This window comes from Niabella sp. CPT15-335-S11 (assembly GCF_058792415.1).
In genome coordinates this window covers 169363-192986 of the sequence record NZ_JBYTEI010000001.1, presented here as the reverse complement: position 1 = coordinate 192986, position 23624 = coordinate 169363, and the positions used below count along the sequence as shown (strand labels likewise).

The 23624-nt window shown below is 47.5% G+C and carries 19 protein-coding genes; 5 read left to right on the top strand and 14 right to left on the bottom strand.

The window, feature by feature from the left end:
- Nucleotides 1-162 precede the first annotated feature (162 nt).
- Nucleotides 163-1137, top strand: a complete 975-nt coding sequence (locus tag AC3WS5_RS00805) for a deoxyhypusine synthase family protein (protein WP_492465285.1) — start codon at nucleotides 163-165, stop codon at nucleotides 1135-1137.
- An 18-nt stretch (nucleotides 1138-1155) separates the two neighbouring features.
- On the opposite strand, the gene AC3WS5_RS00800 is transcribed toward AC3WS5_RS00805, so the two are convergent.
- Nucleotides 1156-2301 (bottom strand): amidohydrolase family protein, encoded by a 1146-nt coding sequence (locus AC3WS5_RS00800; protein WP_492465284.1) that lies wholly within the window; start codon nucleotides 2299-2301, stop codon nucleotides 1156-1158.
- A 120-nt stretch (nucleotides 2302-2421) separates the two neighbouring features.
- On the opposite strand from AC3WS5_RS00800, the gene prfA reads away from it, so the two are divergent.
- Nucleotides 2422-3486, top strand: coding sequence for a peptide chain release factor 1 (gene prfA / locus AC3WS5_RS00795; RefSeq protein ID WP_492465283.1), 1065 nt, complete (start codon nucleotides 2422-2424; stop codon nucleotides 3484-3486).
- 2 nt (nucleotides 3487-3488) lie between these two features.
- Here prfA and AC3WS5_RS00790 read toward each other — a convergent pair whose 3' ends face one another.
- The 13 genes from AC3WS5_RS00790 to AC3WS5_RS00730 all read right to left on the bottom strand — a co-directional run bounded on the left by AC3WS5_RS00790 (nucleotide 3489) and on the right by AC3WS5_RS00730 (nucleotide 20751).
- The gene (locus AC3WS5_RS00790) at nucleotides 3489-6437 is read right to left on the bottom strand and encodes a carboxypeptidase-like regulatory domain-containing protein (RefSeq protein ID WP_492465282.1); all 2949 of its coding nucleotides are present in this window, start codon (nucleotides 6435-6437) and stop codon (nucleotides 3489-3491) included.
- 179 nt (nucleotides 6438-6616) lie between these two features.
- Nucleotides 6617-8188 carry a TSUP family transporter gene (locus AC3WS5_RS00785; RefSeq protein ID WP_492465281.1) on the bottom strand — a complete coding sequence of 524 codons (1572 nt, stop codon included), beginning with the start codon at nucleotides 8186-8188 and terminating at the stop codon, nucleotides 6617-6619.
- Between the two features lie 49 nt (nucleotides 8189-8237).
- Complete coding sequence (locus AC3WS5_RS00780) at nucleotides 8238-9905, bottom strand: NADPH-dependent assimilatory sulfite reductase hemoprotein subunit (protein WP_492465280.1); 1668 nt, start codon at nucleotides 9903-9905, stop codon at nucleotides 8238-8240.
- A gap of 88 nt (nucleotides 9906-9993) precedes the next feature.
- Complete coding sequence (locus AC3WS5_RS00775; RefSeq protein WP_492465279.1) at nucleotides 9994-11721, bottom strand: diflavin oxidoreductase; 1728 nt, start codon at nucleotides 11719-11721, stop codon at nucleotides 9994-9996.
- Entirely contained in the window at nucleotides 11711-12589 is an 879-nt protein-coding gene (cobA, locus tag AC3WS5_RS00770) for a uroporphyrinogen-III C-methyltransferase (protein WP_492465278.1), read from the bottom strand. Before cobA ends, AC3WS5_RS00775 begins: the two co-directional genes overlap by 11 nt.
- A gap of 74 nt (nucleotides 12590-12663) precedes the next feature.
- Nucleotides 12664-13905 carry a sulfate adenylyltransferase subunit 1 gene (locus AC3WS5_RS00765; protein ID WP_492465277.1) on the bottom strand — a complete coding sequence of 414 codons (1242 nt, stop codon included), beginning with the start codon at nucleotides 13903-13905 and terminating at the stop codon, nucleotides 12664-12666.
- A gap of 59 nt (nucleotides 13906-13964) precedes the next feature.
- Nucleotides 13965-14870, bottom strand: coding sequence for a sulfate adenylyltransferase subunit CysD (gene cysD / locus AC3WS5_RS00760; RefSeq protein WP_492465276.1), 906 nt, complete (start codon nucleotides 14868-14870; stop codon nucleotides 13965-13967).
- Between the two features lie 216 nt (nucleotides 14871-15086).
- Nucleotides 15087-15788 carry a phosphoadenylyl-sulfate reductase gene (locus AC3WS5_RS00755; protein ID WP_492465275.1) on the bottom strand — a complete coding sequence of 234 codons (702 nt, stop codon included), beginning with the start codon at nucleotides 15786-15788 and terminating at the stop codon, nucleotides 15087-15089.
- A gap of 71 nt (nucleotides 15789-15859) precedes the next feature.
- Nucleotides 15860-16495 (bottom strand): peroxiredoxin, encoded by a 636-nt coding sequence (locus AC3WS5_RS00750; RefSeq protein WP_492465274.1) that lies wholly within the window; start codon nucleotides 16493-16495, stop codon nucleotides 15860-15862.
- Between the two features lie 507 nt (nucleotides 16496-17002).
- Complete coding sequence (locus AC3WS5_RS00745; RefSeq protein ID WP_492465273.1) at nucleotides 17003-17410, bottom strand: RrF2 family transcriptional regulator; 408 nt, start codon at nucleotides 17408-17410, stop codon at nucleotides 17003-17005.
- A 36-nt stretch (nucleotides 17411-17446) separates the two neighbouring features.
- A complete protein-coding gene (locus tag AC3WS5_RS00740; RefSeq protein ID WP_492465272.1) occupies nucleotides 17447-18460 on the bottom strand; it encodes a cation diffusion facilitator family transporter in 1014 nt (337 codons plus the stop codon).
- Nucleotides 18461-18503: 43 nt separating this feature from the next.
- A complete protein-coding gene (locus tag AC3WS5_RS00735; protein ID WP_492465271.1) occupies nucleotides 18504-20312 on the bottom strand; it encodes an LptF/LptG family permease in 1809 nt (602 codons plus the stop codon).
- A gap of 61 nt (nucleotides 20313-20373) precedes the next feature.
- Nucleotides 20374-20751, bottom strand: a complete 378-nt coding sequence (locus tag AC3WS5_RS00730; protein WP_492465270.1) for an START-like domain-containing protein — start codon at nucleotides 20749-20751, stop codon at nucleotides 20374-20376.
- A 199-nt stretch (nucleotides 20752-20950) separates the two neighbouring features.
- Between AC3WS5_RS00730 and AC3WS5_RS00725 the strand changes: the two genes are divergently transcribed.
- The 3 genes from AC3WS5_RS00725 to AC3WS5_RS00715 all read left to right on the top strand — a co-directional run bounded on the left by AC3WS5_RS00725 (nucleotide 20951) and on the right by AC3WS5_RS00715 (nucleotide 23578).
- Nucleotides 20951-22096 (top strand): glycosyltransferase family 4 protein, encoded by a 1146-nt coding sequence (locus AC3WS5_RS00725; protein ID WP_492465269.1) that lies wholly within the window; start codon nucleotides 20951-20953, stop codon nucleotides 22094-22096.
- 89 nt (nucleotides 22097-22185) lie between these two features.
- Nucleotides 22186-22749, top strand: a complete 564-nt coding sequence (gene frr, locus AC3WS5_RS00720; RefSeq protein WP_492465268.1) for a ribosome recycling factor — start codon at nucleotides 22186-22188, stop codon at nucleotides 22747-22749.
- 73 nt (nucleotides 22750-22822) lie between these two features.
- Nucleotides 22823-23578, top strand: coding sequence for a PPK2 family polyphosphate kinase (locus AC3WS5_RS00715; RefSeq protein WP_492465267.1), 756 nt, complete (start codon nucleotides 22823-22825; stop codon nucleotides 23576-23578).
- The last annotated feature ends 46 nt before the right edge of the window (nucleotides 23579-23624 follow it).

Here is a 23624-nt window from a genome sequence, read left to right as displayed (position 1 = left end):
TCCAGGCGCAATACTATAAATATACACTTAATTTTCCGATTGATCACCCGTCCAAGCCAGCTTTAATATTCGGGTCAGTGCTTACTTTTTTAAAGCCTTAACTTTGCGTCCCGCACTGTCTCATGTTTTTATGATCTGAAGGCGGCCCTAAAAATCGAATCAATGAAAAAAGGACCCGTTTCAAATTTTATTAAACACCATTACCGGCATTTCAATGCAGCAGCTTTAATGGATGCAGCCAAAGCTTATGAAGCGCATCTGGACGAAGGCGGGAAAATGATGATCACATTAGCAGGGGCAATGAGTACAGCAGAACTTGGCATTTCACTGGCAGAAATGATCCGTCAGGATAAGGTGCAGATCATTAGTTGTACCGGAGCCAACCTGGAAGAAGACGTTATGAACCTGGTGGCTCATTCACACTATAAGCGAGTACCAAATTATCGCGACCTGACCCCACGGGAAGAGTGGGACCTGCTGGAAAATCACTACAACCGGGTTACGGATACCTGCATTCCCGAAGAAGAAGCGTTCCGCAGGCTGCAAAAACACCTGGAACGACAATGGAAAGAAGCGGAAGCAAAGGGGGAGCGATATTTTCCGCATGAATTTCTTTATAAAACAGTATTAAGCGGTGATCTGCAACCCTATTACGAGATCGATCCGAAGGATAGCTGGATCATCGCGGCTGCTGAAAAGAATATCCCTATCATCGTACCCGGATGGGAGGACAGCACCACCGGAAATATTTTTGCGAGCTATGTTATCAAAGGTGAGCTTAAAGCGGGCACAGTAAAGAGCGGTATCGAGTATATGGTCTATTTAACAGAATGGTACCGTGCCAACAGTGGTGGGAAAGGCGTTGGTTTTTTTCAGATTGGCGGCGGTATTGCGGGCGATTTTCCCATTTGCGTAGTACCCATGATGTACCAGGATCTGGAATGGCATGATGTGCCTTTCTGGAGTTATTTCTGCCAGATCAGCGATAGCACCACTTCCTATGGGTCTTACTCTGGTGCGGTTCCCAATGAAAAGATCACCTGGGGTAAACTGGGGATCGATACGCCCAAGTTCATTGTGGAGAGTGATGCCACAATTGTTGCACCGCTGATGTTTGCATGGATTCTTGGCTGGTGATCAATGACCGGGGGGGTATCAGATTTCTAACTTTTTAGCGTCCTGGTCAATAATTACGAAACCAGGTTTTTTACCTTTTTCAAAGCTGCCTAGTCTTGCATCCATTTGAAGGGCGCGGGCTCCGTTTATTGTAGCCCAGCTAAGAAAGGTCTCCAGCGGAATTTCCGGAAAAGAGTCCCGGAGTCTTTGAATTTCACTCCATAGTGATAATTTATGGTTGGAGGCGAGGCTGTCGGTACCCAGCACCATGGTTGCTCCCTGTTTCATAAATTCCGGAACAGGGGGCAGATTTCGGGTAATATAATGATTGGCATTTGGACAAAGGCACCAGTAGATCTGCGGATGGCTGGACATAGCGAACCGGATATCTTCCCCACTCGTAAATACATCATGCACTAATATCAGTGGCCGGTCTGCCGGAAGTTCCGGCAAGACAGTCTGGAGGCTGCTTTTCCCCGATGGCAGGAATGACTCCTGACTGATACCCATTTCCCGGAACATTTCTACAAATGCGCCAGTCTTCTGCCTAAACCACTCGTTCTCGTCGGCAGTCTCCTGGTTATGCATGCTAAGCGGACCCGAGCCAGGATACCGGGCTACTTTTTCGAAGAGGGCATCGGCCAGCGAATAGGGTGAATGTGGTGTGAGTGACGCGGGGCCAACATCAGGAGTCTGAGAGAAATGAAGGGAAAGCTGCTTATATTTTAGAAAATTGGCTTCCACCTGCTGCCGATCGGCTCCCATCACTTCAATAAAATTATGGTAAGAGAGGTTCTGTTTCGACTTTTGATAAATCGTGTCTGTACCATTGCAAATATCTCCTACGGCTACAATCCCATTGTCACGCATTTCGGTTTCCGCGTCCGCAATTGCTTGCTGCACAGTGTCGGGTTCGGGAGTTCTGTTCCGCATCACCGACTGCACAAAGCGGGGCAATCCTGTTCCCTCTTCAATCCGGCCTTTCAGGTGGCTTAACTCCAAATGGCAATGGCAATTTATAAACCCGGGCGAAAGAATGCCTTTTCTATATTGAATATCGCTGCCCGCATCTTCCAACGTGATCAGATCCTCAATCGTACCATCCTCACGCAGGATCAGGACCTTCCCGGTCAATAAACGGTATCCATCAAAAATCTGATCTGCTCCAAACTTGATAAAACTCATCAATCAAAATAATTTAACTTTGCAGCCCTTTTTGACTGATTCCGGCTGCGGGAAGCAAGGTAAGCAAAAAGCAGGACCGTGAACCGACCAGTAATCGGATTGCGAAAAATAAAATATCAGATGTTAGACAAATTAAAAGCTATTCGCGCGAAGTACGACCAGTTGGCTATTGCGCTGACCAACCCGGAGATTGTGGGGGATAACAAGAAGTTTGCTGCCACCAGCAAAGAATACCGCAGCCTGGAGAAGATTGTGCTGGCCTCTCAGGAATATGAAAAAGTGCTGGACGACCTGGCCTTCAACAAAGAAGCGCTACATGGCGATGATGCTGAGCTCAGGGAACTGGCCAAAGAAGAGTCAGAGGGATTAGAGGAAAAAAAGCGGACCATAGAAGTACATATCCGGCAGCTACTGATTCCTAAAGATCCTCAGGATGAAAAGAATGTAATTATGGAGATCCGGGCGGGAACCGGTGGCGATGAGGCCAGCCTTTTCGCAGGCGACCTATTGCGGATGTACACTAAATACGCTGAGAAACACGGATTCAAAACGGCAATACTTAGCGAAAATGAAGGGACCGTGGGCGGATACAAGGAAATTCAGCTTGAAGTCACCGGAGACGAAGTATATGGTACGCTGAAATTTGAAAGTGGCGTGCACCGCGTGCAAAGGGTTCCCAACACTGAAACTCAGGGCCGCGTGCATACTTCGGCTGCGACTGTAGCCGTGATGCCGGAAGCGGATGAGATCGATTTTGAACTGAAGGAAAGCGATGTAAAAATGGAAACCTCCCGCAGCGGTGGCGCCGGCGGCCAGAACGTGAACAAGGTTGAGACGAAAGTGATGCTAACCCATATCCCAACCGGAACGGTTGTCATTTGCCAGACAGAAAGAACCCAATTGGGCAACCGGGAAAAAGCTATGCAGATGCTGCGTACGAAATTGTATGAAGAGCAGGTCAGGAAACAGGAGGAAGAAATTGCCCGCCACCGAAAGAGCCTGGTAAGTAGCGGCGATCGAAGCGCTAAGATCCGGACCTATAATTTCCCGCAGGGCAGGGTAACAGATCACCGGATTAACCTCACTTCTTACAACCTGGATGCTGTTATCAACGGGGATATACAGGAGTTTATCGACAAGCTCCAGTTTGCCGAGAATGCCGCCAAGTTAACCAGGCAGGAATAATATTAGTTTCCCGCAATCGTGACAGCCAGGTAATACAGCGTTCCGATTGTCGGACCGCCGGCATATTCAAGGTGCCGGTTATTCAGTAGATTGGCGCCACCCAGCTTCAAGGTGGTGCCCGAAGGTTTTACTCTGTAATTTACCTGGGCATCCAGTGTATTAAAAGCAGGCAGTTTGCCGGTCACAAGCGGGCTCTCCCAAAGAAAGGCGTCCTGCCAGTGCCAGGTGATATTGAACCCGGCATTTGGTAGTATTTTTCGGCTTCCGAAACTCAGATTTGACGTCCATAATGGGGTGTTGAATCCGGTCACAAAAATATCGTCCTGTGCGTTTGAGATCAGTTTGTTGAAGGCGATATTTCCTTTTATAAGAAATTGCCTGGGAAGGTTGCCGGTCAGGCTCAATGCTGCGCCGTAATTAGTATAGGCGTTTTTTGCATTTGTGTAAACGCGGTATCTGTCCTGCCCCTTGCTGGCTGCTGACTGTGACGTTGCGGGCGTTGCATCCCTGTTTCGGTCAAGCATCGCTAAAACCGCGGCATCTGAACCCACTTTTTCTCCATTGGGAACAAATACCTGCACCTGTCCCAGAAAACCGTTGTATTTGTTCAGATAGGTATCAAAATCAACAACAAGACAATTATCCAGCAGGATTGATTTATAGCCTGCTTCCAGGGAACTTATTTTTTCCGGAGCTGCTTTCGGCAGATTAGCCACAACCAGTAAGTTTCTGTTTGCCAGTGCTGCTTCATCGGTGTTTCCGGCAGCGCTCACGGCTGCGTTGAAACGGATTACAGATATCTGAGTATAGCTGTTTTCCAGGTAACCGAGTCCCTGATTGATGAAGGGCAGACTGCCTACGCGCTTAACGCGTCCGTTGTTTACGTAAGAAAGTGCCTCAAAAACTGCCGGATACCTGTAACCCATTTGCCAGGTAAGCCTGAAATGGTGGCGTTCGGCGGCGGTGTACACAGCAGCGACCCGCGGCGTGACCCTGGGGTCGAAATCGGGATTGTAATCGATACGAAGTGAACCGAAAAGCTTTAGCTTTTCCTGAGCCAGGGTTTTTGAAACCTGAGTAAATGCACCAAATTTTTTATAATACAAATCCTTCCCAAAACTCCCATCATCCATTGCTATGTTTCGTTCAGGGATCGGCCTCGAGAAATCGACAAAATTATTCCCATCGGGTATGATATCATATATCCTCGCGTCCGCTCCCAGCAGGAGGTTGAAAATATGGATCCGTTCACTCAGGTTCCATTGACCTTCGGCATGGTAGAGTCTGCTTTTTTGAATCAACGCAGCGCCCCCGGTTACAGGGGCGTTGGGTATCGCCGCTGATCGGATATCCCAATTATTTACAGAAATGATGGAGTCTTTTATATTTAAAAACCGTTCTGTACCGGGCTCAGCCCTGGAAGCATCTGCTTTTTGCCGCGCGTAGGCGGTGGCTGCCGCCAGGTTTTCGCTGGTGAGCCTTCCTTCGTGTTGCGCGGCATATTCATTTAAAGCCGTTTTATATTTCGTTGCCCAGTTGTTATTACTGCCGCCGGTGTACAGATCCATGTTGTCTGCCAGCGGCTTTACGTTGTAGGAGTGCCCGGTGTTTTCAAAGGAGGCATAGGCCATCACCATAAAATTTCTGCCCCTGAATTTCAGGGCGTGATTTTGCACAGATACACCTTCTAGTCTGATTTTATTCCCCCGCTGAAAAACGCCGTCCATTTTGCCGCCCCTAAAAGTGTACGAAAGTTCCTGGTCGGGGCTAAACCTGTAGTGAAGGGAGGCATCAAGTTTCAGGTTTTGCACATGTGGACTGACCAGATCTGTTTCCCAGTAACCTGTTCTTGAAACACGGAGGGTCTGGTTGGCCCTGCCATCGATATTTAGCCCGCTGATAGAAACCAGGTTGCTGCCGGCGAGCGCGTCATCACCATATTTATTCCAGCCATCAAAAGCTGCATTTGCCGATCCGTCAAGCGCGGGAAATTGCGGGTTGGCACTCTTCAGATTATTAGGATTCTGATCTAGCCTGGTATTGGAACGCCAGTCGGTTCCCTGGAGGTACCCCAGGTTTATTTTGAAAGCAAATTTGTCGTGAAAGGATCGCGCAAACCGAAGCGCAGTCTCTGTGAGCAGGGCCGGGACATGATCCTTGCCATCAACATGGTTAATGCCGGTCTTGTGGTAAATACTTAACCCCTGAGTGACGAAAGGACTCTTGGTGATCAGGTTAGACATGCCATTAATTGCGCTCATACCATAGAGTGCGGAAGCCACACCGGGAGTGATTTCAACACTTTGAATATCGAGTTCAGTCGGACCGATAGCATTACCGAGCGGTACGCCCAGTGTAGCCGCCTGCATGTCAACGCCATCCACCAATTGTACAAAACGAAAATTATTTGGGACATTGAACCCACGGGTATTCGGTACTTTAAAGGTCAGGCTGCTGGTGGTCAGTTGAACGCCCTTTACATTTGCAAGGGCCTCATAGAAACCAGGCGAAGCCGTTTCGCGAATCGAACGTACATCAATTTTCTCGACGGCTACAGGTGACCTGAGTATATTTTCCGGTACCCTGGATGCGGTTACAACTACTTCGTCGGCCAGCACGGTCCGGGTTGTGAGAGAGATTTGCAGATTGGAACCGGTTTTCTGTAAAAGAATTTCCCTTTTCTCAAACTGAACGGAGGAAAAAACCAGCGTCAGTGGCAGGCTGTGCTTTTCCCTGATGGTAAACCTGCCATCTGTCCCTGAAGCTGTGCTGTACGCGGTTTCTTTCACGGTGACGGTAATACCTTCAAGCGGTTCGTGACTCGCTTCGTTGGTGATCAGTCCGGAAATAATGAGTATATGATCTTCCTGTGATCTCGCGTTGAGAGCGATCGAGAAAATATTTGCTAAAATCATAAGCAGTTTTATCGTAATATGATTAGATGGGTACATGGGGGAACTTTTTAGGCGGAGTTTTGATTGTTCTAGTCTATTAAAACAGTGGACTAAATAAGCAAAAAAAAGCGTTTCGTCGAATCTCAGGGATAAGGTTCATGCAAGCCCGAACCGGGAAGGTTCCGGTCTTTCGGGACCTGGTCTGCCGGATATTGTATATTGATTAAATTCACTGATTAGAGAAAAATTGCGCGATAGATCGTAATAAAACTCATGGTAATGACCACTATTCCCACGACGATGAACATTTTCTTTGTGGGTAATTTAGACGTCAGCATAGCAGAGAATGGTGCAGTAACGATACCGCCAATAAGTAAACCGGCCACTATATTCCAGTGATGGATACCGATGGTGAAAATGAAAGTGATGGCGCTGGTAACGGTCAGGATAAATTTTGCCACGGTTGAGCTTCCCACAACATACCTGGGAGTCCGGCCGTTTTTAATAAACGTACCTGTTACAAGCGGGCCCCAGCCCCCGCCCCCGAAAGAATCAATAAACCCGCCAATAAGTCCCAGCATAGTGATATTTGTCTTTTTTCTGGTAGCCGAACGGGGCTTATGTCGGATCGCATTGGTCAGGATCTTGATACCGAGGTAAAGCGTATAAGCAGCAATAAATGGTTTGGTGATCCGCGCATATCTCTCACCCAGGTATGACAGTAGAAGCGCCCCGGCGATAGCGCCAAAAATGGCAGGCACAGCCAGCGCCCAGGTCATCTTTTTATTTATATTTCCAAGCTTCCAGTGACTCAGACTGCCTGCAGCCGTAGTAAAACTCTCCGCAGAGTGAATGCTGGCACTCACAACAGGCGGAGGGATATTTAGCATCAATAATGTGGTCGTGCACATCACGCCGTATCCCATTCCCATTGACCCCGCAACGATCTCTGCGATAAAGCCTGCCAGAAGCATCCAGTAAAAAATATGCGAGTCTTTGGCAAGGAATTGCAACAGATCGCCCATAACACCGAATTCATAGAGCGCAAAAATGCTCAGACCGATCACCAGCACGATGCCCAGTGCCAGCAAATACCAGTTTGCTTTTCGCTGTACCTTTTTAACCAATTCCTTGGTTTCCACAATTTCGGCGGCATCGGGTGTTTCAGCAGCAAATTCCGCCAGTCGTTCATCCGGACTTTCCACAAGGCCCTTGGTGACTTCGTTCAGGACTTTAACTTTATAACTAAGGTCGCCGCTCAGTTTGTCGCGGATAACGCTCATATTCTGAATGACTTCATCGAGTTCTTCCGGCACCGTTGCAGCGAAAGTTTCTTTTAGTCTTTTTGCGATGGTCGGGGATTTCCCGTTCGTTGAAATCGCGATTTTCAAATGTCCTTTTTTCACTACTGAGCCCAGGTAAAAATCGCAGTATTCGGGCTTGTCTGCAATATTTACCAGTTTCTGTAAACCTTGTGCATCCTCATAAATCCGTTTCGCAACATCGAGGTCATTTACCGCCGCTATGACAAGACTTGCCTGTTCGATATCGTTTGGCGTATAAGGCCTTTCCTCCCAATCCAGGTTACTGTATCTTTCAGCGAGCAGCCTGATCTCCGGATCTACATCCCTTGCCACGAGGCGGATGGGAGTGGCAGGGGCATTGCTTAGCACGGCGTTCAATTTTTCCAGGGCTATTTCGCCCCCGCCGATGATCAACAACTTCAGGTGTTCAAGTTTGATGAATACCGGGAATAAATTATTGGAACCATTCTCAATTACCGGTTTGTTTGCAGTCTCAGATTCCATGTTTAGTAGATCAAAATTAGTGCAAGTTGGCATTACCCCAACACTGAATTTATACAGCAATATATTTTCGATGCGTAAAATCGCCAAAGGTTTCTCCCTGGTTTCTCTCTGCCACATAAACGCCAAATAAATCATCCAGGCTGGCCAGTATCTCGGATTCCCCCAGGTTGTCCTTGTATTTTGTATTTAGTCGAAGGCCCAGCCGGTCTCCTCCTATATGAAGATTGTATTTGCCTGGGGCGGTCCCTACAAACCCGATCTCAGCATTCGGCGAGCGGCCGCAACCATTCGGACAGCCCGTCATGCGGAGGATGATGTCTTCTTTTTCTAATCCGTGTTTTAGTAGCAACGGCTCTATTTTTGAAATCAAGAGGGGCAGGTAGCGTTGTGCTTCGGCCAGAGCGAGCGGACAGGTATTCAGCGCCACACACGCGATTGAGTTCTTACGAATGGCGCCCGCTTGTTCTGTATGTGCGATGACACCATATTTAATAAGAATTTTTTCAACAGCTTCTTTGTCGTCCGGGCCGATATCGGTCAGAATTACATTTTGGTTGACGGTAAACTTGAAATTGGCTTTTCCGCTGTCAGCCACTTTCAGCAACGCCTTTTTCAGGGCAATTTTTTCATCATCCAGTACACGACCGTTTTCAACATATACGGTGTAGTGCCAGTTGCCTTTATAGTCTTTGCGCCAGCCGTATTGATCTGTCCTGTCCGTAAAAGTGAATGGCCTGATGGGGTCAAATTTGAACCCTGTTCTTGCTTCAACTTCCTCCCTGAGGCGGTCGGCGCCCAGTTTGTCGATGGTATATTTCAGTCTGGCCTGTTTACGGTCGCTTCGATTTCCAAAATCACGCTGCACGGTCATTATCTCATAAATGGCCTTCAGTATTTTTTCCTCATTGTTTTCCACGAAGCCCAGCATGGTAGCCAGTCTGGGGTAGGTACTTTCATTGCCATGGGTAGAACCGAGCCCGCCACCAGCGCCGATATTAAATCCGACCAGCTTTTCATCCTCTATGATCGCAACGAGTGCAACATCATTGATCAGGATATCGATATCGTTATGCGGCGGAATCGCCAGTCCCACTTTTAATTTCCGCGGCAGGTAGCGATCCTGGTATAAAGGGTCATCCTGGGTTGTGTCGGACAGTTTCTCCGAGCCTATCCATATTTCATACCAGGCGCGGGTCTTGGGCTTCGCCATCTCGCTGATCTTTGCGGCATACCTGAACACTTCCTCGTGTGCTTCCAATTGCGGGGGGATGGACGTGCAACATACGTTCCGGTTCACGTCGCCGCAGGTGGCGATACTGTCCAGGCCCGCAGTGTTAAATGCCTGCATGGTGGGCCGGATATCTGATTTCAGAATGCCATGTAACTGAATGGTCTGTCGGGTAGTGATCTTGATGACCCCTGTGGAATGCTCACCTGCAATGTGATGCAGCGCGATCCATTGCGAGGGCTTCAGAAAACCTCCGGGTAACCGGAGTCGGCACATAAACGAGTACAGCCATTCCAGTTTTTTTGAACTGCGTTCTTCACGGCGGTCACGGTCATCCTGCTGGTACATACCATGAAACTTTATCAGCGCCCGGTCATCCTCCCTTATTGCACCCGTGAAATCATCTTTCATACTCTCCATCAGTGTACCACGGAGCCCGTTGCTGGCCATCTTTATTTTTTCTACACCAGATAATTTATTCTCGCTCATAATAGATTCTGTTGTTTAGCGTTAATCCTTGCAAAAGTTCACCATTTGGTGAATTATAGAATTGTTTAAATTGAAGAGTGGCGGAAAATCAATACACGTCTTTTTTGTATCGTCCTTCATCGCTCAATGCTCTGAGATAGTCGCGGGCTTCAGATTCTGTTTTCCCGCCAAATTCCCGGATGATATCCAGCAAGGTTTCTTCTACATCCTTGCTCATTGGGTCCCGTTTCCCACTTACGTAGAAGCTGGCTCCGTTTTCGAGCCACTGAAAAAGTTCCGCACCTTTTTCTTTCATGCGGTGCTGTACATAGATTTTTTCTTTTTGGTCTCTCGAAAAAGCCAGGTCCAGCCGCTGGAGTACTCCGGACTCCAGATAGTATTGAATTTCGGTCTGGTAAAGAAAATCCGACAAAAAATGCTGCTCGCCAAAAAATAGCCAGTTTCTTCCGGAAGCGCTCCTGGCTTCTCTTTCTGCCAGGAATGACCTGAAGGCGGCTATTCCGGTGCCGGGTCCTACCATGATGACATCTTTCTCATCCGCCGGAAGTTTAAAATGTTTTGACTTTTGGATAAAGAATTCAAAAGTAGACTCCGGTTCCAGAAGGGAAAGATAGCGACTCCCAACACCCGACCTCATTTGTTCACCTACAAAAAATTTGTCCACCGTTACCGTGATATGTACTTCCTTGTCGCCATGGGCTTCCGGTGAGGATGAAATGGAGTACAGGCGGGGTGCCTGGATCGTTAAGAGTTTCAGGACTTCCTCAAACTGTTCTGGATTTTTTAGCGGGTATTGGCGAATCAGATCAAAAAGGCTTAGCCTGACATCTGGTATGTCTTTTTGTACGATCCCGGCGTATTGTTTAATGGTGGATTTTAGCAGGTATCCAATATTCAGGCGACCAGACAGCAATTCCTGCACGGTAGCCGTCATTTTCGGATGTTCGATCACTTTTAAAGGATCTATCGCCGTCAGGGCAAGTATCTCAGCTACAATGGAGGGTTTATTACTGGGGATTACGCCCAGGGAATCTCCCGGCTGGTAATCAATCGGGTCATCACATATTATCTCAATATGAAATGTCTTCTTTTTACTTCCTGTATCATTCAGGTTGATACTATTGATGACCTGTCCCCTGTACATTTGTTTGCCCTCTGATTTTTTTTGAACGGTTTGGGCGGGTGCTGATGGGGCGGGACTACTGCCTGGTTCCAGTGCATCTGCCAGCTCGTCAAGCCAGTACAAGGCCTCCTGCTCGTAATCAACATCGCATTTCCGCAAAGGTACAATCCGTTTTGCACCTAACGCGTCCAGGCGGGAATCCAGGTCGATACCTGTCTGGCAGAACTGCGCGTAGGAAGAGTCACCCAGGGCGAGTATGCCAAATTTCATCTTCTTCAGGTCAAATTCATTCTCGTGGATATGGTCATAAAATTTTCGCGCAAGTGCGGGCGGTTCTCCTTCTCCCTGTGTGCTTATCACCACAAAAAAATGTTCCTCCCTGGCCAGGTCGCTCAGCCGGTACTGATCCAGCCCTACCAGTTTTGCCTGCACATTCTTCTTTTTTGCTACTCCGGCTAACTGGGTCGCCAGGGATTTTGCGTTGCCGGTCTCGGTACCATAAGCCAGGGTGATCTTCTTTGTTTGAGGCTTCTTCCCGTTCAGGTGGGGAGGCGGGGCAGCAGAAGTATCACCTGCTACCGCGTGAATAGGTCCGGCCAGGCCTGCGAGGTAACCGTTCAGCCAGATAATTTCGTCCCGGGTCAGCGTAGACGTAAAATCCTGGATTGATTTAAGCTTGGTTTCAGACAACATGTTTTAAGGGTTTAACGGTTTCAATGGGTTCTGAATGTTGATTTTGTACAGATGTAAAGTAATGCTCATGTGTTTCCGGTTCTGCCAGCCATTTGAGCTCGTTGTGGAGTTGTACAACGCGCCCGATAATTACCAGGGAAGGGGAGCTGAATTTTTTGCCACTGCAATTTTCAGCGTACTGGTAAATATTACAGGTAAACGTTTGCTGATAACAGGTTGTAGCCTGTTCGATGACGGCCAGGTGGACTTCCGGCGAGACTCCGGACAGCAGCATTTTTTCCACCACTGTTGAAAGGGTAGAGGCAGACATATAAAACACCAGGGTATCAGAAGTCGCTGCCAGTTCCTTCCAATCAGCTTCGCCAAGAAGCTCGGGTTTGTACAGTGTCAGGAAACGTACGGCGTTCGCATACCCCCTTGCAGTGAGAGGTATTCCCGTATAGGCTGCCGCGCCAAGCGCCGCGGTTACCCCAGGGATGATCTCATAGGGAATTTTATGCCAGAGCAGGGTCCTGAGTTCATCCAGGATATTGGAGAAAATAGAAACGTCTCCTCCCTTCAGGCGTACAACCCGCCTGCCTTCCAGGGCAAACTCCACCAAGAGTCTGTTGATCGACTCCTGAGGGGTAGAACCTTTCTTACCGCATTCTTTACCAACCCGGATGATCTCAGCAGCAGCAGGCACGTAACGGTGTAAAATCACTTCGCTCACCAGTCTGTCTGCCAAAACCACTTCGGCATTTTGAAGGGCATTTACCGCTTTTACGGTAATGAGGTCAGGGTCGCCAGGTCCTGCGGCCGCAATGATGACTTGTCCTCTCCGGCCGGATGGATCCGGGTTAATTATTTGACGGTAGGGTATGATCATTAATCTACTGTTTCAATGGACTAAAAGTGGATGAAAGATTTCTGAGGGTTTGGGTCATTGAAATAGCCCGGATTTTATACGAACATAACCGCTGCTACGGTGCTGTTGCTGGTTTCATCAATCAGGATGGCGCTGCCGGTATCGGCGAGTTGCTCAAAAGAGTCATACACAATCGGCGTAACCGTTTTGATCCGGGCCCTTACGACTTCATTAAGTCTGACGTTTTCGGTCACTTCCGTCCGTTTCAGCGAGTTCACATCCATTTTGTATTCAATTTCACGAACAATGGTCTTCACCAGCTTTGTTCTATGCTGCAGGTAGTATTTATTGCCTTGTGTCAGCGGCTTGTTGTCCAGCCAGCACAATAATACTTCCAGCTCATTCGCCACTTTTGGCAGGTTATTCACGTTCGCAAAAGTGTCACCCCGGCTGATATCGATATCATGCTCAATATGCAGGATAACGGGTTGCCCGGCTATTGCTTCTTCTACTTCTGTACCGGCCGACTCAATCCGCGTGATCGTCGTTTCAATTTCCTGTGGAAGCACTTTTATTTTATCGCCTTTTTTGTAAACGCCGCTGATCACTTCCCCCGCATAGCCACGGTAATCCGGCAGTTCTTTCGTCTGGGGGCGCACCACATACTGTACCTGGAAACGCGGATCAGTGTAATTGATATCCTCGGCAACTTCCACTTCCTCCAGGAACTGCAGCAAAGGCAGTCCGGTGTACCAGCTCATATGGGTTGAAGGATCTACAATATTATCACCATTCAGTGCACAAATTGGAATATAGGTTACGTTAGTCAGCCGCAATTGCCTGGCTACTCCTTCGTAATCTTCCTTTATCTGGTTGAAGGTTTCTTCTGCGTAGTCAACCAGGTCCATTTTGTTAATCGCCACTACAACGTGTTTTATTTTCAGCAGGGTGGCAATGATGGAATGGCGCCGCGTTTGTTCAATGACACCAGCCCGTGCATCGATGAGGATAACGATCAGCGAAGAATTTGATGCCCCGGTGATCATATTACGCGTGTATTGCACATGTCCGGGAGCGTCGGCGATGATAAATTTTCTCTTTGGGGTGGAAAAATAACGGTAGGCGACATCAATGGTTATGCCCTGTTCCCTTTCCGCGCGCAGTCCATCGGTCAGCAGCGCCAGGTCAATGCCATCGGCGTTTTTATTCCTGGATTGTTTTTCCAGGGCCTCCAGTTGGTCCACCAGGATACTTTTACTGTCGTACAATAAACGACCTATTAGCGTGCTTTTCCCATCATCTACACTACCTGCGGTTATAAATCGAAGAATATCCAATTTTTTAATTTTAAGTTCCGCCGGGGCGGAAGGATTTATGATTTTTTTCAGACTATAATCTAGAAATATCCGCCTTTTTTCCGGTCCTCCATGGCTGCTTCAGTCACCTTATCGTCGATGCGGGTTTCACCGCGTTCTGAGATCCGTGTGGCAATAATTTCGTTCACCACTTCATCCAGGGTCGCCGCGTTCGACTCCACCGCTGCCGTGCAGGTCATATCACCGACAGTACGGTAGCGAACTTTTTTCTTCAGGATAACATCACTTTCATCGATCTGAATAAAATCGGAAACGGCAACCAACTGACCTTCGTATTCAATGACGTCGCGGTAATGAGCAAAATAAATAGAAGGAAGCTGAATTTTCTCCTTTCGGATATAATTCCAGACATCCAGTTCGGTCCAGTTACTGATAGGGAATACCCTTACATTTTCTCCTTTATGAATCCGTCCATTGTAAATGTTCCACAGTTCGGGGCGCTGTAATTTCGGTTCCCATTGCCCGAATTCGTCTCTCACTGAAAATATTCTCTCTTTTGCTCTTGCTTTTTCTTCATCCCTCCGTGCGCCGCCGATGCAGGCATCAAACTTGAACTCTTCAATGGTATCGAGCAGGGTATGGGTTTGAAGCCAGTTCCGGCTTGCAAATTTCCCTTTGGGCTCACTGAGGTTTCTTTGACGGATCGTGTCCTCTACTTTACGCACGATCAGGGTGGCATTGAGTTGCGCGGCCAGTTTGTCGCGATAGGCCAGCGCTTCAGGAAAGTTGTGTCCGGTATCAATGTGTACCAGCGGAAAAGGAATTTTTCCGGGGGCAAACGCTTTTTTGGCCAATTGCACGAGCGTGATGGAATCCTTTCCGCCGCTGAATAACAGCGCGGGCTTTTCAAACTGGGCCGCTACCTCACGCATGATATAGATGCTTTCGGCTTCCAGTTGTTCGAGATATTTAAGTGTAGTTACCACTAGTAGCTTCTTTTTTATTCAAGGGATGGTCGTCCCGGACCGGGACGTTGAAATCATTAATCTTAATTATGCCATTTAAATCTGAAAATATCTGTAGCTGAGCGGAGAAATTCCCGGCAAGCGTTGAACGCCGGGTTTTTGAGATCTTTCAGTATTTTAATTGAAACTTGATGCCAGTTGGATGCGGTTCTTATTGATGAATCGGATCTCATAAAATCAGGAATTGGACCGATTGTGCAAGCCGCATTCTTTTTGCGAAGTTTCCCACCACCATCTTCCGGAGCGGGGGTCTTCGCCGGGCCCGACGGCCCTTGTACAGGGCGCACAACCAATACTGATATAGCCCTTGTCGTGCAGGGGGTTGTACGGAACATTATGGTCTTTGATGTAATCCAGCATTTGTTGGTACGACCAATGAATCAGCGGGTTAAATTTATACAAGTTCCGCGCTTCATCCCATTCAAGTATGGACATCTCCTTCCGGTTGTCGCTTTGTTCACTACGTAGCCCGGTGATCCAGATGTCGGCGCCCTTCAGGGCCCTGTTAAGCGGCTTCACCTTGCGGATATAGCAGCATTCCTTCCGATTCTCTACGGACTCGTAAAAAGCATTCACGCCTTTTGTATTCACATATTTTTCTACATCGGCTGCTTCTGGAAAGTAAACCTGGATATTGATCTTATAACGGGCGTTCGTCCTTTCAAGCAACTCATAGGTTTCATTGAAAAGCCTGCCGGTGTCCAGGGTGAATATCCTGACCGGAAGATGCTGTTTAACCAAAGCATCTGTAATGACCTGGTCTTCCTGTCCCAGGGACGAGGAGAATACGGTTGTCTCCGGGAACCGGTTTACGACCAGCGATAGCGCATCTGGCAACGAAGCCTGGTCTATTTGTTCTATTTCCTCCTGTGTAAACAAAGATTATATTTAAAGGCATGCCATTTTGATGAGTATCCACCGGGTGGCGTGCCGGATCAATCAGTTATGAGTTACGAGCCTGGCTGCGGCGTATAACGCAGGTAGGGCTTGACTTCTTTAACGCCTTTCGGGAATTTTTGTTGTGCGTCTTCCGTGCTCACAGAAGTCGAAATAATAACGTCTTCGCCCGGTTGCCAGTCTGCCGGAGTTGCCACAGCATATTGTGCTCCAAGCTGCAGAGAATCCAGTACCCTCAAAACCTCATAAAAATTCCTGCCGGTAGATGCTGGGTAAGTAATGGTCAGTTTTATTTTTTTATCGGGGCCGATGACGAACAGGGAACGTACCGTAGCTGTTGCAGACGCGTTAGGATGAATCATGTCATAAAGCGTGGCGATTTCTTTGTTGGGATCTGCGAGGATGGGGAAATCCACGTGGCAATGCTGGGTCTCATCGATATCGCTTTTCCAACCCAGATGGCTGTCGAGCGGATCTACACTCACTGCAAGCACGCGAGTGTTCCTTTTTGCGAACTCATCCTTCAGAAGTGCTGTACGGCCAAGTTCAGTGGTGCAAACGGGTGTATAGTCTGCGGGGTGCGAGAATAAAATTCCCCAGCCGTTTCCGAGGAATTCGTGAAACCGGATTTCACCTTCGGTGGATTGTGCAACAAAATCGGGGGCAATATCACCTAATCTTAATGACATAAACACAGATTTTAATAGTTAAAGAATGCAAATTTAAAGCTTTTAGTAATCTACCAATCCGATGGACTATTATTTTTTTAAAAAAACCACCATTTTTTTGAATGGGAGTATCTAAGCAAATGATTATCAATGAGACATGAATGTACTATTGCATGAAATCCTGATGCAGGCAGGCAGGGTTTTGCCCCCGAAGGTCGCGCTCCTAGGGATACACTTTTTTCGGCCTGAAATTCACAAATGCAGAAACACGCAGCGGTCGTCTGGGTATGAATAGCTGATAATCAATCTATTACGATGGGCCAAATTTATTTTTTTATATTGCCAGAATATCGTATATTTAGAAGTTATACCAGATTGCGACTTTTATAGCAACTTGCCGTGACTCTCTCAAAAATAACATTCCGTTTATTTTGCAGGCCGTTTGTGATTGAACCCTTTAAAATCACCAACCATATTTTCATTAAAAAATTATCGAATAAATAAATGTGGTAATATCCTAGATGAATCTCAATCTTTCAGATCGCTCAGCATCCTGTTTTCCAGGACAGCGAGGGTAACGTCCCGGACCTCTATCATCAGGTCGTGGAGGGTGCATTGCTTTTCGTCACAATCCTTACATCGTTCATAAAAGTAAAGGCTTACGCAAGGAAGCATAGCAATGGGCCCGTTGATCATGCGGAGGACGGTCGACACTTTCACCGTCGATGGATCTATTTTATAATAATATCCGCCGCCTTTGCCTTTCTTGCTTTCCAGGATACCGCCCTTCTTCAGTTCCAGCAGAATATTTTCAAGAAACTTGATCGGTATTTTTTTCTTAGCCGCAATTTCCGAGATCAGAACCGGACCTTCCTGTTGCCTGGAGGCCAGGTATGACAAGGCTTTGATAGCATATTGCGATTTTTTAGATAGCATGAATTACAATTGTTCTGATTACAAACGAATATTAGTCTATAAATTTAATAAACTTTCCGGAGAGTTATGTTTTTTATTGGAAACAACGTTTTCCAGGGTCCATTCGATCCGGTGTTCAAAAGGGTGTTTTCTTTCGGGGCAGTTTTGTTTATTACAAATGGGGCATTGGAATTCCAGGCAACCATCGGCATGGGCAAATAACTCAATGCTTTCACCATAATGTTTCTTGATCAGTTCCGTCAGTTTATCAATTTCCCGGTGTGCTTCGTGCACATTAATATACCATGGGACCGAAAGGTGACAATCTATATGGTACACGCTGCCATACTTGATGACCCGCAGGTTGTGAAGGTCCACCCAATTCTCCTGTCGGTTCCGGTTGAGCGTACTGACCAGCCCCACAAGCAGCCTGGAGTCTGCTTCGTCCATGATGCCTGCCACAGATTCCCGGATTATCTTATAAGCTGCAGAAAGAATATAGAGGGCAAGCAGGATAGCTACTGCTGCATCGATCCATGCAATTTTTGTGAAGTAGACCAGGATTAGCCCGACCACAACCCCACCCGTGGAATAGGTGTCGGTCTGGAGATGCTTTCCGCTGGCCTGCAAAGCTATGGAATTGTTCTTCCTACCCTTGAGCACGCAGTAGGTCCCTACACCGTAATTAATAATGGCAGTCAAACCAATCAGGTAAATACCCAGGTCAAGCTGTTTTAATTCCTGAGGGTTGATAAGCTGGCTGATTGCCTTCCAGATGATCGTGATCCCCGCGATGCCGATCAGCGTTCCTTCGACGCCTGCAGACAGAAATTCGGCCTTCCCGTGGCCGTAGGGGTGGTTGAAATCCCGCGGCAGCGCCGCTACATACAGGCTGTACAAGCCTATAAACCCGGCGACCACATTCACGATGCTTTCCAGAGCATCTGAAAGCACGGCGATGGACCCGGTTAGATAATAGGCAATAAATTTTACAATAAGCAGGGTCACGGAGACCGTAGCCACGATTTTCTGGATCTTAAAATTCTGCTTCGCCGGATTTTCTTTTTCCATCTATATATAAAATCAATTCATCCGCCGGGAAAATTGTTTTCTATTATGAGACCCCATCATTTTCCTTAAGGTTCTCCTGACCGTTCACCTGTCGACCTGATTTTATTCTGCCCACCCAACGAAGTAAATTGCGTTTTAGGCGGACATAAAATTCCTTATTAAACAAATTTGAATCGTGCATGGCTTTGTAAGTCAGGAACAACCCGATGGGCACCAGTACATAAGTAGCCAGCCACATGCCATGGAAAGGAGTAATGACGCCTTCCTTAGCCAGTTTTTCACCCCTGGTGGAGACAAAATAAAAGATCATAAAAAAGGTGATCGCAAAAATCAGGGGGGTACCCAAGCCTCCTTTACGGATAATGGAACCCAGCGGCGCCCCGATCATGAACAGGACCACACATGCCAGAGCCAGCGAAATCTTCCGGTGCCATTCGATCTTGTATCTCCTCAAATCTTTGAATTGTTCTCCGAGAGTGTTTTCATTTGTCTCGATATTACTTTTGGCCGACGAAATCACGCCAAGAGCCCGCTCGTTTATTGACTGCCGGGCGCTGTCGGGCAGGATAGCATCGAAAGAGGCGGGATCTCTCGTTTCTTTCTTCGTGCTCAGTAATGCAGCATGGGAATGAGCCGAATCTGTCTTCCTGGCCGTAGCACTGTCTTTCCCGGTAACTTTGCCGGCGGCGCTGTCATTCGCGGTAACGGCGGCGAGCTTGGCGTCTGTCCGCGGCTTTGACGCTGTGTCCACACGGGTTAAAACAGTTTTGCGCGTATCTGGAACGGCGATTTTAGGTTTCTTCCGGACCTGAGGGCCGTTTTTCAGTATCCGTTTCAGGCTGTCGGCCACCTGTCCGGCCATCGCACGCCGGTAGCCGGTGATGCCCATATAAGCGGCCCTGTTTTTTCTGAAATTAAATACAGAATCAGGAATGGAACTGCCCTGAGTTACGCTGTCGGGATAAGCTAACAATCCAAAACTGGCCATCATATTCAGGTCGAATCTTTCCTTATCCGCCTTCGCGAATCTGGACATAGAATCGATGGCTACATCCAATTGCCGCATGCTGTAAACTCTCTCATTGTTCCGGTTGTTGCTGTCGGCAGAAGCTTTAAAATTGAAAGAGCTGATATCGAACTGTTTTTTATAGTCTTTGAACCCCAGTCGAATATATTCCGTGGATGAGTCTGAGGGGTTGCCCCGCTCCTGGTATCTCCAGCCGTTTTTGAAATGGATATCCAGGAAATGCTTATCTGGCGAGGGTTTCATGATTCCGCTTTTCGCCACGATGAAATTGTCCTGGAGTGAATTGTTTTGCTCATACACGATAACATCCCTGATCACGCTGTCATTGGGTTCTTTCGTACCGATTTTGATGGCAAATCCGTCCAGTTTATCATAAAATACGCCCTCCTGGATGGCAAATGCGGGTTTGGCCAACACAATATCGGCGAGTAAGGTCCGGGCCTTGAGGTTGGCTACGGGTATCACGAAATTGGAAAAGAGGAATGCGCCGATACCGATGGCAACAGCAACTACAAACAGGGGGCTCATGAACCGCAGCAGGGAAATCCCTGCCGATTTGATCGCAACCAGCTCAAAGGTTTCGCCCAGGTTTCCAAAGGTCATCAGTGAGGAAAGAAGCACCGCCAGTGGCAGCGCCAGCGGTATCAGTACCGCGCTCTGATACCAGATGAAAGTCAGAATAGTCAGCGCATCAAGGCCTTTGCCAACAAAATCATCGATCCACAACCAGAAAAACTGCATCACCAGCACAAAGAGGGTAATGAAAAAAGTAGCCACGAAAGGCCCAATGAAAGATTTGATAATAAGTTTATCTAACTTTTTCAAGCGCGGTGATTAAATTGTTTCGGTTATCTGGATAGTCTGGGTCAACCCGGTATCCCGGAACTCAGTTTCCGAGCCGGTGAAAGAGTTCTTTTACCTGGTAGTCCCAGAGTTGGGTTTGATCTTTGACCTCTCTTTTCTCGGCAAAATCTGTAATGACCAGGATGGTTTGGTTAGTGATCTCAGATTTCTCGATCCTGAATTCGAAGTATTCATTTTTAGGCGATGCTGTCCAGCGAAAACGGATAAATTTATCCTGTTCCTGATCCACGACTTCTGCCTCCTCATATGAACCATTCCACCCGAAATAGAAAGTGCCGTCCCTTTCGTCAACCGACTCCGCAAACCATTCGCTGAGGCCGGTGGTTGTCGCCAGAAATTCGAACAAAATAGACGGAGAGCAACGAACGGGATATTCCAGGCTGTACAACTGTTTACTCATTTTTTCGGGATATTAATTAATTTCAATTAGCCACAATAATATAAAAATTATTATACTTTCAAAATCTTTTTTTCAAATGTCGGAATGCCGTATCTTTAAACCTACCGTTTGTACCTAATTTTAACGGATTCAAAAAAAATAGAACGTCTAGGGGATCGTTTATTAGGTGCATTATGTACTTTTGCCCAAACCTTATCTGATGTTTCAAACACTGATTACAACGCTAATTGCCTACGTAGTCACTTTTTTGGCTATGCCGGTTATTATTCTGATCGCGGATAAGAAGAAGTTGTATGATGTGCCGGACCGGAGAAAACTGCACACACAGCCCATCGCCTCTCTAGGAGGTATCGGTATTTTTCTGGGTTTCATTTTCGGGAACCTGGTTGGTGTGGATTATTCAGGTCAGGGTCATTTTCAATACCTGTTTGCTGCCGCTTTTCTAATCTTTTTTATCGGTTTAAAGGACGATATCATTGCGCTTTCTGCCACCAAGAAGTTCGTAGCACAGTTCATTGCCGCTGCCCTGATCGTCCAGATGGCAGGGATCCGGATAACAAGCCTTTACGGAATAGCCGGCATTGAAACGCTGGAGCCCTCATTGGGGGTTCCCCTGACCTATATCACCATTATCCTGATCATCAATGCATACAACCTGATTGATGGCATTGACGGTTTGGCAGGCAGCCTGGGCCTGTTGTCCAGCCTGCTTTTCGGCACTTATTTTTATTTCGCGGGGTTGCCCGCGTATGCTGCTTTCGCCTTCGCTCTTTCCGGTAGCCTGATGGCATTTCTGATTTTCAATTATCAGCCTGCTAAGATATTCATGGGAGATTCCGGTTCGCTGCTGGTAGGCATGGTGCTCGCCGTGCTTTCGCTGAAGTTTATTTCAGAGGCAACTTCACCTACGTCTGGATTGCCATTGGGGAGTGCGGTCGCCCTTGGTATTTCGGTTCTTATTCTCCCGCTGGCCGACACGATACGGGTGTTTATGATCCGGATGCTGAAGGGAAGATCACCGTTTTCTCCCGACAGGAACCATGTGCACCATCTGTTAATCGACCGCGGCTTCAGGCACTCAACGGCCACGTTCATATGCGTAACGGCGAACATCGTCCTGATTGCTGCTGCTTACCTGCTTCGTGGCATTGGCGATACGTGGATCATAGCCGGTTTATTTTTCGTTTGCTTTATGTCTATGGGTGTGCTCCACCTGACCCATCCGGGACGACGAATCACTGCAACGTCGCGATATTCCGAAAAAATGCGGGGGATGAGATCATTTTCTTCCAAAGTCATCAATATCGACTCCAAAGAGGAACTGCACTCTGGAAATGCGCAATGATCACCGGAATTAAATTGCATGGTGTTGCCGCCCCCTTTGCCATCACCCGGATTTAGTTACATTTGTGTTCACCAAACCCATTAGATATCATGGAAGACCGTTTAAACACGCTATTGGAAGTTGCAGAAGAGAGTATGAAGAGGGCCATTTCGCATCTGGAGGCCGGGCTTGCTAAAATAAGAGCTGGAAAAGCCTCGCTTCAGATTGTAGATGGTATTGTTGTTGATTATTACGGAGCCCATGTCCCCATTAATCAGGTTGCCAATGTTACTGTACTGGATGCCCGAACCCTGAATATTCAACCCTGGGAGAAGAATATGCTTCAACCCATCGAAAGGGCCATCATCGCGGCGAACATTGGTATCAACCCTCAGAATGATGGGGTTAATATCAGGCTGTTCCTGCCGCCCCTTACGGAAGAAAGGAGGAAAGAGCTTGTAAAAAAGAGCCACAACGAAGGAGAGGCCTCAAGGGTAGGTGTTCGCAGTGGGCGCAGAGACGCCGTTGAAGCGATCAAAAAACTGCAGAAAGATGGGCTCAGTGAAGATGGCGCAAGGGATGCGGAGTTAAAGGTGCAGCAGTTGACCGACCGCTACATCAGCCTGATTGAAAAGCACCTGGCGAACAAGGAAAGGGAAATTATGGCGATTTAGCATTTTAGAACTTTTGGGAGGATTGTAGCCTCCCGGTTTTTTACTTAGGTTTTTTTAGCTAAATATATTCAATATGCCGGCCATTGACTTAAGAAAAACGGATACCCGTGCGCCAAAGGGCTTCGACAAAGAGTCCACCCGTGCCGAGACGGAAAAGATCCTTCAGGAGCTAGATGATCTTCAAAACCTTTTATACGCGGAGAGCAAGCATGCCATCCTGGTGGTTTTGCAGGGTATGGATGCCAGCGGAAAAGACGGTGCGATCCGCAAGGTGTTTGGGCGCATGAATCCGCAGGGCGTGGATGTAACATCCTTTAAAGTGCCCACTGATGAAGAATTGTCGCACGATTTTCTCTGGAGAATTCATAAAAACACGCCGGCCAAAGGCAGGATACAGGTCTTCAACCGGTCGCACTATGAAGATGTGCTGGTAACCAGGGTTCACGGCTGGTGTGATGATGAACTGGCTGCGAAACGAATGGAGCGGATCAATGGTTTCGAGCAACTGCTGATGGAACACGGTAATACCCATATCCTGAAGTTTTATCTCCATGTGTCCGAAAAGGAGCAGGAGGAACGCCTGAAGGAAAGGGTTTCCGATCCAACCAAGATGTGGAAATATAATGCCCGTGATTTTCAGGAAGCCGGCCTGAGAGATAAATACTACGCCGTTTATGAAGATTGCTTCAAGCGCTGCGATAAGCCAGCCTGGATTATTGTTCCCGCTGATCAGAATTGGTATAAAGAACACATTATAGCTAAATCCCTGAGGGACATGCTCAAGAAATTGGATATGAAATTTCCGGTTTTGTCCGCCAGCCCTAAATAAATTGATTGAAAAGACATATTTTTAAGATCTCAAAATCTTTTAAATC

What these genes read in the sequence shown, in the direction of transcription:
- AC3WS5_RS00780 (WP_492465280.1), bottom strand. Translation starts at nt 9,905, where the DNA reads ATGAGCGAGAATAAATTATCTGGTGTAGAAAAAATAAAGATGGCCAGC.
- AC3WS5_RS00725 (WP_492465269.1), top strand. Translation starts at nt 20,951, where the DNA reads ATGTTTCAAACACTGATTACAACGCTAATTGCCTACGTAGTCACTTTT.
- AC3WS5_RS00775 (WP_492465279.1), bottom strand. Translation starts at nt 11,721, where the DNA reads ATGTTGTCTGAAACCAAGCTTAAATCAATCCAGGATTTTACGTCTACG.
- frr (WP_492465268.1), top strand. Translation starts at nt 22,186, where the DNA reads ATGGAAGACCGTTTAAACACGCTATTGGAAGTTGCAGAAGAGAGTATG.
- AC3WS5_RS00750 (WP_492465274.1), bottom strand. Translation starts at nt 16,495, where the DNA reads ATGTCATTAAGATTAGGTGATATTGCCCCCGATTTTGTTGCACAATCC.
- cobA (WP_492465278.1), bottom strand. Translation starts at nt 12,589, where the DNA reads ATGATCATACCCTACCGTCAAATAATTAACCCGGATCCATCCGGCCGG.
- AC3WS5_RS00730 (WP_492465270.1), bottom strand. Translation starts at nt 20,751, where the DNA reads ATGAGTAAACAGTTGTACAGCCTGGAATATCCCGTTCGTTGCTCTCCG.
- AC3WS5_RS00785 (WP_492465281.1), bottom strand. Translation starts at nt 8,188, where the DNA reads ATGGAATCTGAGACTGCAAACAAACCGGTAATTGAGAATGGTTCCAAT.
- AC3WS5_RS00805 (WP_492465285.1), top strand. Translation starts at nt 163, where the DNA reads ATGAAAAAAGGACCCGTTTCAAATTTTATTAAACACCATTACCGGCAT.
- AC3WS5_RS00740 (WP_492465272.1), bottom strand. Translation starts at nt 18,460, where the DNA reads ATGGAAAAAGAAAATCCGGCGAAGCAGAATTTTAAGATCCAGAAAATC.
- AC3WS5_RS00800 (WP_492465284.1), bottom strand. Translation starts at nt 2,301, where the DNA reads ATGAGTTTTATCAAGTTTGGAGCAGATCAGATTTTTGATGGATACCGT.
- AC3WS5_RS00790 (WP_492465282.1), bottom strand. Translation starts at nt 6,437, where the DNA reads ATGTACCCATCTAATCATATTACGATAAAACTGCTTATGATTTTAGCA.
- AC3WS5_RS00745 (WP_492465273.1), bottom strand. Translation starts at nt 17,410, where the DNA reads ATGCTATCTAAAAAATCGCAATATGCTATCAAAGCCTTGTCATACCTG.
- prfA (WP_492465283.1), top strand. Translation starts at nt 2,422, where the DNA reads ATGTTAGACAAATTAAAAGCTATTCGCGCGAAGTACGACCAGTTGGCT.
- AC3WS5_RS00715 (WP_492465267.1), top strand. Translation starts at nt 22,823, where the DNA reads ATGCCGGCCATTGACTTAAGAAAAACGGATACCCGTGCGCCAAAGGGC.